Raw genomic sequence first — 14,477 nt, 5'->3', positions numbered from 1 at the left:
CTCAGGTGACCAGACTCACGCCCGCGCAGGCAAAGGTTACGGTCATGACATGCCGGAATCCGTCGAGTCCACCCAGCCGCAGCTCTTCACGTGGGAGTTCGCCGCCGATCCCTACCCCGCGTACGCCTGGCTGCGCGAGCACGCCCCCGTGCACCGCACCACGCTCCCCAGCGGGGTGGACGCCTGGCTGGTCACCCGGTACGCCGACGCCCGGCAGGCGCTGGCCGACGGCCGGCTCTCCAAGAACCCGGCGCACCACAGCGAGCAGGCGCACCGCAGCGGCCGGGTCGGCATCCCGGGGGAGCGCCAGGCCGACCTGATGACCCACCTGCTCAACATCGACCCGCCGGACCACACCCGGCTGCGCCGGCTGGTCTCCAAGGCCTTCACCCCGCGCCGGGTCGCCGAGTTCGAGCCCAGGGTGCAGCAGCTCACCGACCGGCTGATCGACGGCTTCGCGGCCCGCGGCTCGGCCGACCTGATCCACGAGTTCGCCTTCCCGCTCCCCATCTACGCGATCTGCGACCTGCTCGGCGTGCCCGCCGAGGACCAGGACGACTTCCGGGACTGGGCCGGCATGATGATCCGGCACGGCGGCGGCCCGCGCGGCGGGGTGGCCCGGGCGGTCAAGAAGATGCGCACGTACCTGCTGGAGCTGATCCACCGCAAGCGCGCCGACCTCGGCGACGACCTGATCTCCGGGCTGATCCGGGCCAGCGACCACGGCGAGCACCTGACCGAGAACGAGGCCGCCGCGATGGCCTTCATCCTGCTCTTCGCCGGCTTCGAGACCACCGTCAACCTGATCGGCAACGGCCTGTACGCGCTGCTCGGCCACCCCGAGCAGCGGGCCCTGCTCCAGGAGTCGGTCCACCGCGGCGAGCGCGCCCTGCTGGCCACCGCGGTGGAGGAGCTGCTGCGCTACGACGGGCCGGTGGAGCTGGCCACCTGGCGCTTCGCCACCCGGCCGCTGACCATCGGCGGGGTGGACATCCCGGTGGGCGACCCGGTGCTGGTGGTGCTGGCCGCGGCCGACCGCGACCCGGCCCGGTTCGCCGCCGAGAACACCCTCGACCTCGCCCGCCGGGACAACCCGCACCTCGGCTTCGGCCACGGCATCCACTACTGCATCGGCGCCCCGCTGGCCCGGCTGGAGGGGCAGCTCGCGATCGCCACCCTGCTCACCCGGCTGCCGGACCTCTCGCTCGCCGCGGACCCGGCCGAGCTGCGCTGGCGCGGCGGTCTGATCATGCGGGGTCTGCGCGAACTGCCGGTGGCCTTCACCCCGCGTCCCTGATCACCCGCCCGGACGCCCGGGGCCCGTTCTGACGGCGTGTCGAACGTGCGTGTCGCGCCGCCGTCCGAAACGTCATCAACCTGGACATACCTAGACGGTTGGTGAACGATCTGGCGATGTTCGTAATTTCCTCGTGATACCCACGATATGAGCTTGTGATTGACCGACAGATCTGCCTAACCTCCGTGCAGCCCGCAGCCGTGGGCCCCGGACCCGGTACGCCGAATCCTGTCCGCCGTGCCCGGGAAACCGACCAGACCAAGGACAGGGGCGGGGGACCCAGGTTTGTTGCCGTCCCCGACGGCTCGGGGTGAAGCCGCCGGCGGGCACAGGTCCTCCCTGTGACCCGCCGAGCGGCCGGGCCACCTCCCGGTCCGAACCCGACAGCTCACCTCGCAGGCGTTCGGAGAGGGAACCACATGCTCTTCACCGGTACGGTCTGTCACCGCCGCTGGACCCGGGCCGAGCAGGCCATCGTCGCCGGCGTCGCCGGCGCCGGGCTGGCGCTGCCGCTGCTCACCGCCGGCGTCGCCGCCGCCGCGCCCGTCTCCACCTGGGAGAAGGTCGCCCAGTGCGAGAGCGGCGGGAACTGGGGCATCAACACCGGGAACGGCTTCTACGGCGGCCTGCAGTTCACCCCCAGCACCTGGCGCTCCTTCGGCGGCACCCAGTACGCGGGCCAGGCCCACCAGGCCACCAAGGCGCAGCAGATCACCGTCGCCGAGCGGGTGCTGGCCGCACAGGGCCCGGGCGCCTGGCCGGTCTGCTCGCTCAGAGCCGGCCTCGCCAAGGGCGGTTCACCGGCCCGGGTGGACGCCGACGGTCCCGGTCGGGACGAGGCGCCGGGCCGCTCCGGCGCGAACGGCTCGAACGGCGGGAACAGCGCGAACGGCTCGCGCGGACCGCGCGACGCCGAGGCGCAGGCCGCCCCCGAGCCGGCCGCCGCGCCGTCGGGCGAGGGCTCGTACACCGTCTCGCCGGGGGACACCCTGTCGGCGATCGCCGAGGCGCAGCGCGTCGAGGGCGGGTGGGAGCGGCTCTACCAGGCCAACCGCTCGGTGGTCGGCACCGACCCGGACCTGATCGAGCCGGGCCAGGTGCTCCACCTCGGCTGATCCGGCGGCCCGCGCGCCGGGCCGGTCCGGCGGCCGCCCCCGGGACCGGCCTGGTTTGCGGGCATTCAGGTGAACTACCGGCGAGTAGCCGGGTCACACGGTGAGACGGAGCCGAGGTCTGCGCGGCCGGGCAGCCGGGTGCGGTTAGGCTCTGGTCGTAACGACAACACATCCCGCTTCCGCAAGGAGATGCCTCGTGCCGTCCATTGATGTCGTCGTAGCCCGTGAGATTCTCGACTCGCGCGGTAACCCCACGGTCGAGGTCGAGGTCGGGCTCGACGACGGCAGCACGGGCCGTGCCGCCGTCCCGTCCGGCGCCTCCACCGGTGCCTTCGAGGCCCTCGAGCTGCGCGACGGCGACAAGAACCGCTACTTCGGCAAGGGCGTCGAGAAGGCCGTACTGGCCGTCATCGAGCAGATCGGCCCGGAGCTGGTCGGCTACGACGCCACCGAGCAGCGCCTGATCGACCAGGCCATGCTCGACCTGGACGCCACCCCGGACAAGTCCTCGCTGGGCGCCAACGCGATCCTCGGCGTCTCCCTCGCCGTCGCGCACGCCGCCTCCGAGGCCTCCGACCTGCCGCTGTTCCGCTACCTCGGCGGTCCCAACGCGCACGTGCTGCCCGTCCCGATGATGAACATCCTCAACGGCGGCTCGCACGCGGACTCCAACGTGGACATCCAGGAGTTCATGATCGCTCCGATCGGTGCGGAGTCCTTCTCCGAGGCCGTCCGCTGGGGCGTCGAGGTCTACCACACGCTCAAGGGCGTGCTGAAGGAGCGCGGCCTGTCCACCGGCCTCGGCGACGAGGGCGGTTTCGCGCCGAACCTGGACTCCAACCGCGAGGCGCTCGACCTCATCACCGAGGCGATCAAGAAGGCCGGCTACACCCCGGGCAAGGACGTCGCCCTGGCCCTGGACGTCGCCGCCTCCGAGTTCCACCAGGACGGCACCTACCAGTTCGAGGGCAAGGCGATCTCCTCCGCCGAGCTCATCGACTACTACGCCGAGCTGGTCGCCGCCTACCCGCTGGTCTCCATCGAGGACCCGCTGGACGAGTCGGACTGGGACGGCTGGAAGGCCATGACCGAGCGCCTCGGCGACAAGGTCCAGCTGGTCGGTGACGACCTGTTCGTCACCAACCCGGAGCGCCTGCGCCGCGGCATCGAGTCCGGCACCGCCAACGCGCTGCTGGTCAAGGTCAACCAGATCGGCTCGCTGACCGAGACCCTGGACGCCGTCGAGCTGGCCCAGCGCAACGGCTACCGCTGCATGATGTCGCACCGCTCGGGCGAGACCGAGGACGTCACCATCGCCGACCTCGCCGTCGCCACCAACTGCGGCCAGATCAAGACCGGCGCCCCGGCCCGCTCCGAGCGCGTCGCCAAGTACAACCAGCTGCTGCGCATCGAGGAGATCCTCGACGACGCCGCCGAGTACGCGGGCCGCGGGGCGTTCCCCCGCTTCCGCGCCGCCGAGTGAGCAGCCGCTAGGCAGCTGAGCGACAAGACCGGCTGACACACGGCCGGTGCACCTGGGCCCCGGTCCTCACCCCGTAGGGTGGGGGCCGGGGCACCAGTGTTCGCAGGAGGGGTACGAGATGGCCAGGTGGAGGATTCCGGGGCTGGCGGCACGGCCGCGGTTCACCAGCCGGGCCACCGTCCTCGTGCTCGTCCTGTGCTCGCTGGTGGCGATACTCGCCTACCCCGCGCGGCAGTTCATCGCGCAGCGCGCCGAGCTCGCCGAGCAGCGGGCCCGCGCCGAGCAGGTCCGCCAGCAGGTCGACCAGCTCACCCGCGACCGGGCCCGCTGGCAGGACCCGGAGTACGTGAAGGCGCAGGCCCGCGAACGGCTGCACTACGCGCTGCCGGGCGAGACGCCGTTCGTGTCGGTGGACCCGTCGCCCTCGGCGACCGTCAGGTCGTCCTCGACCGGTGCGGCGCCCGCCGCCCAGACGCAGGCCGGCAAGCCGTGGTACGCCGGTTTCTGGGAGTCGGTCGACCTGGCCGACGCCGCCCCGCCGCCGGCCGCGCCCGTCGCCGAAGCACACCCCCTCACCCCCGCCCCTCACTGAAGACAGACCGCTGATGACCACTGAGCACACCCCCGTCGCCGACTCCGACGTCGCCGCCATCGCGGCCCAGCTCGGCCGCGTTCCGCGCGGCCTGCGCGGGGTCGCCCACCGCTGCCCGTGCGGCAACCCGGACGTCGTGGAGACCGCGCCCCGGCTGCCGGACGGCACGCCGTTCCCGACCCTGTACTACCTGACCTGCCCCAAGGCGGCCTCGCTGATCGGCACCCTGGAGGCGGACGGGGTGATGAAGGACCAGACGGCGCGGCTGGCCGAGGACCCGGAGCTGGCCGCCGACTACCGCACGGCGCACGAGGACTACATCGCGCGCCGGGACGCCATCGAGGTGCTGGAGGGCTTCCCGAGCGCGGGCGGCATGCCGGACCGGGTGAAGTGCCTGCACGTGCTGGTCGGCCACTCGCTGGCGGCCGGCCCCGGCGTCAACCCGCTGGGCGACGAGGCGATCGGCATGCTGGAGGACTGGTGGGCCAAGGGCCCCTGCGTCTCCCCGGCCGAGGTCGAGGCGAGCGCCGCCCGGGTCGCCGAGCAGCGGGCGGCCGCGCAGGACGACGAGGCCGTGATCGCGGCCAAGGAGCAGAAGGCCGCCGAGCGTGCCGCCAAGCGCGCCCGGGCCGAGCAGGAGGACCAGTGACGCTCAGCAGGGTCGCCGCCATCGACTGCGGCACCAACTCCATCCGGCTGCTGATCGCGGACCTCGACCCCGCGACCGGTGCGATCACCGACCTGGACCGCCGGATGGTGATCAACCGGCTCGGCCAGGGCGTGGACAGCACCGGCCGGCTGGCCCCCGAGGCGCTGGAGCGCACCTTCGCGGCCTGCCGCGAGTACGCGGCCCTGATCACCGGGCACGGCGTCACCCCGGACCGGATCCGGCTGACCGCCACCAGCGCCTCCCGGGACGCCGAGAACGCCGAGGAGTTCACCAAGGGCGTCCGGGAGATCCTGGGCGTCGAGCCGGAGGTGATCACCGGCGAGGAGGAGGCGCACCTGTCCTTCCTGGGCGCCACCAAGGAGCTCGCCGGCTCCGACCTGCCCGCCCCCTACCTGGTCTTCGACCTGGGCGGCGGCTCCACCGAGTTCGTGCTGGGCGCCGAGGACGTGCAGGCGGCCCGCTCGGTGAACATCGGCTGCGTCCGGATGACCGAGCGGCACTTCGCCCCCGCCGAGCTGCCGACGCTCGGTCAGATCTCCCGGGCCAAGGCGGACATCAAGGCAGCGCTGGACCAGGCCGCCGAGAGCGTCCCGCTGGACGCCGCCGCCACCCTGGTCGGCGTCGCCGGCACCGTCACCACGGTGGCCGGCATCGTGCTGGAGCTGCCCGAGTACGACTCCGCGCGGATCCACCACAGCCGGCTCACCCTGGACCAGGTGCGCGAGGTGACCGGCCGGCTGCTCAGCTCCACCCACGCCGAGCGCGCCGCGATCCCGGTGATGCACCCGGGCCGGGTGGACGTGATCGCGGCCGGCGCCCTGGTGCTGCTGGAGATCATGGAGCGCACCGGCGCCGCGGAGCTGGTGGTCAGCGAGCACGACATCCTGGACGGGATCGCCTGGAGTATGGCCTCCTGAGCGCACTCACCCCTTACCGGAACGGCCCCGGGACGGCATCCGCCGCCCCGGGGCCGCGGTCCGGATGGCGTGTCGCGAGAAAGTTCGTGAATTTCTTCACATGACGATCCGGCCAATCGACGCACCTCCTGGCCCGCTCCGTCCGATATGCGGGACCGAAGGCGTGATCGCCGGATCCTCCAGCGGATCCCAGGCAGGGCCTCCGGATCGGCGGTGGAATCGAAACGGTGCGCGGGAACCCGGCTCCCGCCCGGATCGTTGCTGCTCAGCGGGGCCGCCGTCGGAGGGCCGCCACGCACCGGGCCGGCGGGGCCGCCCGGTGCCCCTCCGGGGCCGTCGATGTGGCCGCGCAGTGTAGCAGAGGGTGTCCAGGGGGTTGTGACGGGCCTCACGAAGGGCGCTCGGGGCGGGGGTGGATACTTTCGGATATGAGCACCACGGAGCGTCCTCGCATCCTCATTGTCGGCGGTGGTTACGTCGGCCTGTATGCCGCGATGCGCATCCTCAAGAAGATGCGTTATGGCGAAGCGACCGTCACGGTCGTGGACCCGCGGCCGTACATGACGTACCTGCCCTTCCTTCCCGAGGCGGCCGGCGGCAACGTCGCGCCTCGCAACCTCGTCGCCCCGCTGCGCAGCGCCCTGAAGAAGGCGGAGGTGCTCACCGGTGCGGTCACCGGTGTGGACCACGCCCGCAAGGTCGCCACCATCCAGCCCGCGGCCGGCGACCCGTACGAGCTGCCCTTCGAGTACCTGGTCGTCGCGACCGGCTCGGTCTCGCGCACCTTCCCGATCCCGGGTCTGGCCGAGCACGGCATCGGCATGAAGACGGTCGAGGAGGCGATCAGCCTCCGCAACCACGTCATGGCGCAGCTGGACAAGGCCGAGTCCACCACGGACGAGGCGGTCCGCCGCAAGGCCCTGACCTTCGTGGTGATCGGCGGCGGCTTCGCCGGCGTCGAGACCATCGCCGAGGTCGAGGACATGGCCCGCGACGCGGCGAAGATCTACAAGACCGTCAGCCGCGAGGACATGCGTTTCATCCTCGTCGAGGCGGCCAACCGGATCCTCCCCGAGATGGGCCCGGACCTCGGTCTGTGGACCAAGGAGAAGCTCGAAGAGCGCAACATCGAGATCTACATCGAGACCTCGATGGACTCCTGCGTCGACCAGCACGTGGTGCTGAAGAACGGCGTCGAGGCGGACGCCTCCACCATCGTGTGGACGGCCGGCGTGAAGCCGAACCCGGTGCTGGCCAACTTCGGCCTGCCGCTGGGCCCGCGCGGCCACGTGGACACCGCCCCGACCCTCCAGGTCAAGGGCTTCGACTACGTCTGGTCGGCCGGCGACAACGCCCAGGTGCCGGACCTCGCCGCCGGCGAGGGTGCCTGGTGCCCGCCGAACGCCCAGCACGCGGTCCGTCAGGCCATCGTGCTCGGTGACAACGTCATCTCCGGCATGCGCGGCTTCCCGCAGGCCGAGTACAAGCACAAGAACCTCGGTGCGGTCGCCGGTCTCGGCCTGCACAAGGGCGTGGCGATCCTCTTCGGCAAGTACAAGCTGAAGGGCCGTCCGGCCTGGTGGTTCCACCGCCTGTACCACGGCAGCCGGGTGCCGACCATGAACCGCAAGATCCGGGTCTTCACCGACTGGACGCTGGCGATGTTCCTCAAGCGCGAGACCGTGGGCCTCGCCGAGATGGAGAAGCCGTTCGTGGCGTTCCAGGAGGCCGCCGCTCCGGCGCCGAAGATCGTCGCGCAGGCCGCTCCGGCCGAGAAGGAGCTCGCGGCCAGCAAGTAAGCGACCAGATCCGGGCGCCTTGACGCCCGGGTACGAGTCGGAGGCTCTCCGCCCGGCAGTGTCGCCGGACCACGACCTCCGTGGTGCTCAGCCGGCAGTGCGACCGGGCGGAGTACAGAAGTCCGAAGAAGTGGAACCGCAGAAGGCCCCCGGCCGACCCCCACCCTCCGTGGGGGGTCGGCCGGGGGCCTTCCCGCGTAACCGGACCGGGGGTGCGCGCCGGGCGGCGCGCACCCCCGTGCGGTCAGTCCGTCTTGATGCTGGTCAGGATGTCGAGCTTGGCGGCCCGGCGGGCCGGCCAGATGGCGGCGAACATGCCGACCAGGCCGGCCAGGACCAGGAAGAGCAGCATCCTGCCGTAGGGGATCACGGTGACCAGGCCGGGCAGGTCGCTCGCCAGGGTCCGGTTGGTGGCCCAGGCCAGGAAGCAGCCGAGCCCGACCCCGATCACCGCGCCGAACAGCGAGATGACCACCGACTCCAGCCGGACCATCCGCTTGATCCCGCGCCGGTCCAGGCCGATCGCCCGCAGCATGCCGATCTCCCGCTTCCGCTCGAACACCGACATCGCCAGGGTGTTGACCACGCCCAGCACCGCGACCACCACCGACATGCCCAGCAGGCCGTACATCATGTTGAGCGCGAAGGAGATCGCGCGGCTGGACTCGTCCCGCATGTCCTGCTTGCTCTTGACCTGGATCACCGGGTTGCTGCCGGTGGCGTCCTTGATCGCCTGCTTGAGCGCGGGGGTGGCGCCGTCCTTGCCCTTGACCAGGATCTCGTTCACGTACGGCTGGACGGTGTGGCCCAGCACCTCGGAGTTGGCCAGCACCACCGGGGCGAGCATCTCGGTCCGCTGGAACACCCCGCCGACCGTGACGGTGCCGGTGGTCTCGTCGGCGTACGTCACCTGGAGGGCGGAGCCCACCGAGGCGCCCGAGCTCTTCGCCATCTCGGTGTCGATCAGCGCCTGGCCGTGCTTGATGGCGTCGGTCGAGCCGCTCGTCATGGTCGGGTGGATCACCTGGTCGAAGGCGTCCGCGTCGAAGCCGTTGACCGCCTGGTGCCGGCCGCCGAAGGACCAGTAGGCGTTGGAGACCGGGCTGGAGGCGGCCACCCCGGGAGCCTTGGCGATCGCCTTGGCCACCTCGGGGGACAGGTCGTCGTGGGTGGCCATGGCCACGTTGTAGTCGGCCTGCATGGTGCCGGTGACCGTCCGGGCGACCACGTCGTTCACCGAGGCGCCGAGCACCGTCATCGTGCTGACCAGGGTCAGACCGATGGTGAGGGCGGCGGCGGTGGCGGCCGTCCGGCGCGGGTTGCGCACGGCGTTGCGCCGGGCCAGCTTGCCGGGGGTGCCGGCCAGCTTGGCGAGCAGCGGGCCCACCAGGGCGATCACCGGGCGGGAGAGCAGCGGCAGCAGGACGAAGATGCCGATCAGGGTGAGCGGTGCGCCGCCCTCGATCAGCGTCCGGCCGCCCGAGTCGGCGGCGGAGGCGCCGGCCAGGATCAGCGCCAGACCACCGGCCGTCACCAGCGAGCCGATCGTGTTGCGGACGATCAGGCCCTTCTGGGTGGTCGGCTGGTCACCGCTGCTCATCGCGGCGACCGGGGGGATCCGGGAGGCCCGGATCGCGGGCAGCACCGCGGAGAGCACGGTGACCAGGATGCCGACCGTCAGCGAGGTGATCACGGTGGCCGGGGCTATCACCAGCGGCCCGGTGGGCATCCCCGGGCTGATCGCGGCGATCAGCGCCTGCATCCCGGCGCCGATCCCGACGCCGACCAGCAGGCCGGCGACCGACGCGCTCGCCCCGATCAGCAGCGCCTCGACCAGCACCGAGCCGGTGACCTGGCCGCGGGCCGCGCCGACCGCGCGCAGCAGGGCGAGCTCCTTGATGCGCTGGGCGATCAGCATGCTGAAGGTGTTGGCGATGATGAAGATGCCGACGAAGAGCGAGATCGCGGCGAAGATCAGCAGCATGGTCTTCATGGTGCTGGTGGTGGCGGCGATGTTGGTGGTCTGCTCGTCCGTCAGCTGCTTGCCGGTCTGGACCTCGAAGCCGTCCTGGGGGAGCTTGGCCTGCACGGCGGCGAGCAGCGCCGACTCGGCGGTGCCCGGCTGCGCGGTCAGCACCACGCTGTTGTAGCGGCCGGGGGTCAGCAGGGTCTGCTGGGCGGTGGCGGTGTCCATCAGGACCAGCGTGCCGCCGGAGGTGACGGTCGGGTCGTCGGTGGTGACGACGCCGGTGAGGGTGGCGTTGACGACGGGGCCGTTACCGGCGATCCGGACGGTGTCGCCGACCTTGAAGCCGTTGCCGTCCGCGGTGGTGCGGTCCAGCGCGATCTCGCTGCCGGTCTTCGGGCCGCGGCCCTCGACCAGCGGGTAGCGCGGGTCCTGGCCGTTCGCGCCGGGCACGAAGTTGGCCCCCTGGGCGCTCCAGGGCTGGCCGATCAGGTTCCCCTTCTTGTCCGCCACGCCGGTGAAGCCGGAGACCACGCCGCGGGACTGCTGGACGCCCGGCAGCGCGCCGAGCTCCTTCACGGTGGCGTCGGTGAGGGTCGGCGCGGCGTCGTCGCCGCGCTGGTCGGCCCGGAGCGAGGCGCCGGCCGCCCGGTCGGACACCAGCACCGAGACGTCGGAGTAGCTCTTCGAGTAGCTGTTCTTCATGGCCTGGCCGAGCGTGTCGGAGAAGACCATGGTGCCGGCGACGAACGCGGTGCCGAGCATGATGGCGAGCGCGGTCATCAGCAGTCGGCCCTTGTGGGCCAGCACGTTGCGCAGTGCGGTGCGGTACATGGTGGGTGTCGCGTCCTGGGGTCGGTGGGCGGCCTCGGACAAGTCCCAGGGCCGGTGTCGGTGGGGCGGCGGTGCGGATCGGCCGGTGGTGATGGGCCGGTGCCGGAGGGTCAGCTGGTGCGGCCCTTGGCGTCGAACCGGCGCATCCGGTCCAGGACGGTGTCGGCGGTGGGGTGGGCGAGTTCGTCGACGATGCGGCCGTCGGCGAGGAAGATCACGCGGTCGGCGTACGAGGCGGCGACCGGGTCGTGGGTGACCATGACGACGGTCTGGCCGAGCTCGCGCACGGAGTTGCGCAGGAACGAGAGGATCTCGGCGCCGGAGCGGGAGTCGAGGTTGCCGGTGGGCTCGTCGGCGAAGACGATGTCGGGCCTGGAGGCCAGCGCGCGGGCGCAGGCGACGCGCTGCTGCTGACCGCCGGAGAGCTGGCTCGGGCGGTGGCTGAGGCGGCCGGAGAGGCCGACCGTCTCGACCACCCGGTCCAGCCACTGCTGGTCGGGCTTGCGGCCGGCGATGTCCATCGGGAGGGTGATGTTCTCCAGCGCCGTCAGGGTCGGCAGCAGGTTGAACGCCTGGAAGACGAAGCCGATCCGGTCGCGGCGCAGCTGGGTCAGGCGCCGGTCGTTCAGCCCGACCAGCTCGACGTCACCGATGGTGGCGGAGCCGGAGGAGACCGTGTCCAGGCCGGCCATGCAGTGCATCAGGGTCGACTTGCCGGAGCCCGAGGGGCCCATGATCGCGGTGAACTCCCCCTGGCCGAAGGCCACGCTGACCTCGTCCAGCGCCACCACGCGGGTCTCGCCGTCGCCGTAGACCTTGTTCAGGCCCACCGCCCGGGCGGCGGCGGTGGTGGTGGTGGTCATGGTGCTCACGGAAGGCTCCTGTCGGGAGGGGACGGGCGGCGACCGGGAAGCTGACCCGACCGGTACTCCATGCTCCGCCGGACCCGGGCCCCATTCCGTCGCTCCGGCGGACGGTTGGACCCACCACCGCTGGGTGTACACCGGACCGTCACCCTCCTCCTGCGGTATGACACCACCCCTGAGGTCGGCACCGGTGGCCGATAACAGTGCTTCGGCTGGCCGGATCGCGAACGGTTCGTCAGATGGCAAGGAAGCATGACAACTTCCGGGGCCGGGAACATGCGAAACGGGGAGTCGGGCGACTAGGCTCAGGGCGTGGCCCGACGAGGGGCGGGAGCGGTTCACGCCCGGGTGGTGGAACGCAGACACGGGCAGCTTAAAACTGCTTGGCCGGAAGGCCGTGCCGGTTCGAGTCCGGCTCCGGGCACCAGCTCCGCCGTCCCCGCACCGCGAGAGATCATCCTCGCGGCGTACGCGCATCCCTTTGCCAAGACATTACTCTTGTGCGGTGGTGGGTGGTGCCGTGCCACCCCCCGGAGGGAATGAGCATGAGAAGCAGCAATCCGGTCTTCTCGCGGGAGGGGTCCTTCACCCGCGACACCGGCTACGCCGGTTTCACCACCGGACAGCAGCCCGGCGCCGCCGACGGGCACGCCGACAACCCCTATGCCGCCGGCCCCTACGCCAACAACCCGTACGGCCGGCAGTCCCACGGCGGCCAGCTCACCGACGAGCAACTGGTCCAGCTCTACCAGGCGCCCGCGGCCGGCCCGCTGGACACCGGCCGGATGACCATGGACGACGTGGTCGCGCGGACGGCGCTCACCCTGCTGATGCTGGTCGCCGCCGGCGCGCTGGCCTGGTTCACCGTCCCGGTGGGCAACTTCGGCCTGGCGATCGGCGCCTCGCTGGTCGCCTTCGTGGTCGGCCTGGTGATCACCTTCAAGCGCAGCGTCAGCCCGCCGCTGATCCTGACCTACGCGGCGCTGGAGGGCTTCGCGCTCGGCGTGGTCTCCAAGGCCTTCGAGACCATGTGGGACGGCATCGTCATCCAGGCGGTGCTGGGCACGGCGGCGGTCTTCGCCGCGATGCTCATCGCCTACCGGAGCGGCCGGATCAGGGTCACCCCGCGCTTCGCCCGGATCGGCATCGCGATGGCCATGGGCTTCGTGATCCTCATGACGATCAACCTGGTGGCCTGGATGCTGGGGGCCGACCTCGGCCTGCGCTCCGGCCCGCTGGGCATCGTGGTGGGCCTGATCGGGATCGCGCTCGGCGCCTTCTTCCTGGCCCTGGACTTCAACGAGATCGAGACCGGCATCCGCGGCGGCGCCCCGCAGCAGGAGGCCTGGCGGGCCGCCTTCGGGCTGACCCTCTCGCTGGTCTGGATCTACCTGGAGATGCTCCGGCTGATCGCCATCCTGCGCGGCGACGACTAGTCGAAGCCGCATCGCCGTCCGGGCCCCGGGAGTCTGCTCCCGGGGCCCGCGGCGTGTCCGGGTAGCCTCGCTGCATGTCCGAAGCCCTCACCCTGACCGCCGCCGTCGACCGGCTGGCGGACCGGTTCCGTTCGATGCCGCAGAGCCGGCTGCGCGGCGCCGTCCCCGGCCATCCTTCGCGGGCCGCCGCCGCGCTGGAGCTGGCCCGGCGCCTGGCCGCCACCGCCCTGGAGCTGGCGGGCGAGCCGGCGCGGGAGTTCCCGGACGCCGGGGACTTCGCGGTCGGCGACCAGCTGGCGGTGGCCGGCCACGACCTGGCCGCCGCGACGCGGGACGAGGCGGTGCTGGCCGCCGCCGTGGCGCAGGTGTCGGCCCTGGCCGACCTGGTGGCCTGAGCGCCCGGGCCACCAGGTCGGCACGGCGAAGGGCCGGCCGGACGCCGTAACCCCGTGGCGTCCGGCCGGCCCGGCCGTTGCTGCTGTCTTGCTGTGCTGCTAGATGCTGGCGACCACCCGGTCGGCCAGCACGTACACGGTGTCGTCGTCGGTGGAGAAGGTCAGCGAGTACGAGCCGGAGAAGCGCGAGCCGCCGAGCAGCCGGACGTCCTCGCCGGCCCGGACGGCGTCGATCAGCCGGTACGCCGCCTCGCGGTCGCCCGGGGCCACGCAGAGCGTGGTGCCGTCGGCGAAGGCGTAGACGTCGAGGGTGCCCAGCGGGCCCGGGCGGACGTCGGTCAGGCCGACCCGCTCCTCGGCCAGGGCGGCCAGCCGGTCGTCGGTCCACTCGCGGGACGGCGTCGGGCTGGGGATGAAGTCGGGGTGCGAGGGGTGCCGGCGCGGGTCCGGGGCCTGCACGGGCTCGGTCTCGGCGTCCAGCAGTCCGGCTTCCAGGCCGGTGGCGAGCAGGTCCGCCTCGCGCCGGGCGCGGGCCTCTCCGGTGTCGGCGGGGTGCACCGCGCCGCCGCCGTGCCCGGGGTGGGCCGGCATCGCGGGGTGGCCGCCGCCGCCCTGGGCCGGGCCGCCCTCGTTGATCAGGTCCTCCAGCGCGGAGCGCAGCGCCTCGCCGAAGGCCGGGTCCATGGTGCCCGCGTTGCCGGTGGTGTCCGCGGCCTCCTCCGGACCGGTCGGCCGGGGGAAGAACAGCGGCCACTCCTCGCCGACGGTGGTGAAGGGGGCGTCGAACAGCGGGGCGTCCTCGGCCGCCCTGGCCTCCTGCTCGGCCCAGAACGCCCGGGCCTCGGAGATCTCCCGCTCCCGGTCGGCCGCGAGGGCCTCGGTCACGGCGCGGCGTATGACGGCCTCGTCGAGCGGGGCCGGGCCGGCGGTGGTCGCGGGGGCGGCCGATCCGTCCAACCGCCGTGCGACGCGGCGCAGCTGGAACAGGACGGCGGTCGACACGGAGATCAGGATCAGCAGCAGGACGGTGTAGACGGCGCTCACGGAACGTACTCCTTGCGAGGAGTGGAACGGGGTTACGTCTCCACACTGCCGCATGGGAGCCCG

11 protein-coding genes, 1 tRNA gene, 1 pseudogene and 1 riboswitch are annotated in these 14,477 nt (G+C 72.2%); of the genes and pseudogenes, 10 read left to right on the top strand and 3 right to left on the bottom strand.

Annotated features, from left to right (window positions below; all coding sequences use genetic code 11):
- Positions 1-49: 49 nt before the first annotated feature.
- The 7 genes and pseudogenes from ABT014_RS04805 (at position 50) to ABT014_RS04775 (ending at position 7,873) form a co-directional block, all read left to right on the top strand.
- Positions 50-1,297 (top strand): cytochrome P450 family protein, encoded by a 1,248-nt coding sequence (locus tag ABT014_RS04805; RefSeq protein WP_350637136.1) that lies wholly within the window; start codon positions 50-52, stop codon positions 1,295-1,297.
- A 223-nt stretch (positions 1,298-1,520) separates the two neighbouring features.
- A riboswitch (cyclic di-AMP (ydaO/yuaA leader) is annotated at positions 1,521-1,715 on the top strand.
- A gap of 1 nt (position 1,716) precedes the next feature.
- Positions 1,717-2,406: pseudogene (locus ABT014_RS04800) on the top strand (transglycosylase family protein); the annotation flags it as partial.
- 202 nt (positions 2,407-2,608) lie between these two features.
- Positions 2,609-3,895, top strand: a complete 1,287-nt coding sequence (gene eno / locus ABT014_RS04795) for a phosphopyruvate hydratase (protein ID WP_350637132.1) — start codon at positions 2,609-2,611, stop codon at positions 3,893-3,895.
- Positions 3,896-4,013: 118 nt separating this feature from the next.
- Positions 4,014-4,487, top strand: coding sequence for an FtsB family cell division protein (locus tag ABT014_RS04790; RefSeq protein WP_350637130.1), 474 nt, complete (start codon positions 4,014-4,016; stop codon positions 4,485-4,487).
- A 13-nt stretch (positions 4,488-4,500) separates the two neighbouring features.
- Complete coding sequence (locus ABT014_RS04785; protein WP_350637128.1) at positions 4,501-5,136, top strand: DUF501 domain-containing protein; 636 nt, start codon at positions 4,501-4,503, stop codon at positions 5,134-5,136.
- Positions 5,133-6,074: a Ppx/GppA phosphatase family protein gene (locus ABT014_RS04780; RefSeq protein WP_350637126.1), complete on the top strand. Its 942-nt coding sequence runs from the start codon at positions 5,133-5,135 to the stop codon at positions 6,072-6,074. Before ABT014_RS04785 ends, ABT014_RS04780 begins: the two co-directional genes overlap by 4 nt.
- 428 nt (positions 6,075-6,502) lie before the next feature.
- Positions 6,503-7,873, top strand: a complete 1,371-nt coding sequence (locus tag ABT014_RS04775) for an NAD(P)/FAD-dependent oxidoreductase (RefSeq protein WP_350637124.1) — start codon at positions 6,503-6,505, stop codon at positions 7,871-7,873.
- A gap of 244 nt (positions 7,874-8,117) precedes the next feature.
- Here the strand turns inward: ABT014_RS04775 and ABT014_RS04770 are convergent, their stop codons facing one another.
- Both ABT014_RS04770 and ABT014_RS04765 read right to left on the bottom strand, forming a co-directional pair.
- On the bottom strand, positions 8,118-10,673 hold the full coding sequence (locus ABT014_RS04770; RefSeq protein ID WP_350637122.1) for an ABC transporter permease: 2,556 nt from the start codon (positions 10,671-10,673) through the stop codon (positions 8,118-8,120).
- Positions 10,674-10,783: 110 nt separating this feature from the next.
- Complete coding sequence (locus ABT014_RS04765; protein WP_350637474.1) at positions 10,784-11,536, bottom strand: ABC transporter ATP-binding protein; 753 nt, start codon at positions 11,534-11,536, stop codon at positions 10,784-10,786.
- Between the two features lie 345 nt (positions 11,537-11,881).
- Between ABT014_RS04765 and ABT014_RS04760 the strand changes: the two genes are divergently transcribed.
- The 3 genes from ABT014_RS04760 (at position 11,882) to ABT014_RS04750 (ending at position 13,370) form a co-directional block, all read left to right on the top strand.
- Positions 11,882-11,966 (top strand) — tRNA-Leu (locus ABT014_RS04760).
- 118 nt (positions 11,967-12,084) lie between these two features.
- Positions 12,085-12,975, top strand: a complete 891-nt coding sequence (locus ABT014_RS04755; RefSeq protein WP_350637120.1) for a Bax inhibitor-1/YccA family protein — start codon at positions 12,085-12,087, stop codon at positions 12,973-12,975.
- A gap of 74 nt (positions 12,976-13,049) precedes the next feature.
- A complete protein-coding gene (locus tag ABT014_RS04750; protein ID WP_350637118.1) occupies positions 13,050-13,370 on the top strand; it encodes a hypothetical protein in 321 nt (106 codons plus the stop codon).
- A gap of 99 nt (positions 13,371-13,469) precedes the next feature.
- On the opposite strand, the gene ABT014_RS04745 is transcribed toward ABT014_RS04750, so the two are convergent.
- Positions 13,470-14,414, bottom strand: coding sequence for a hypothetical protein (locus ABT014_RS04745; RefSeq protein ID WP_350637116.1), 945 nt, complete (start codon positions 14,412-14,414; stop codon positions 13,470-13,472).
- Between the last annotated feature and the right edge of the window lie 63 nt (positions 14,415-14,477).

This window comes from Kitasatospora sp. NPDC094015 (assembly GCF_040304075.1).
Lineage (GTDB): Bacteria > Actinomycetota > Actinomycetes > Streptomycetales > Streptomycetaceae > Kitasatospora.
This window is presented reverse-complemented; position numbering and strand designations above follow the sequence as displayed.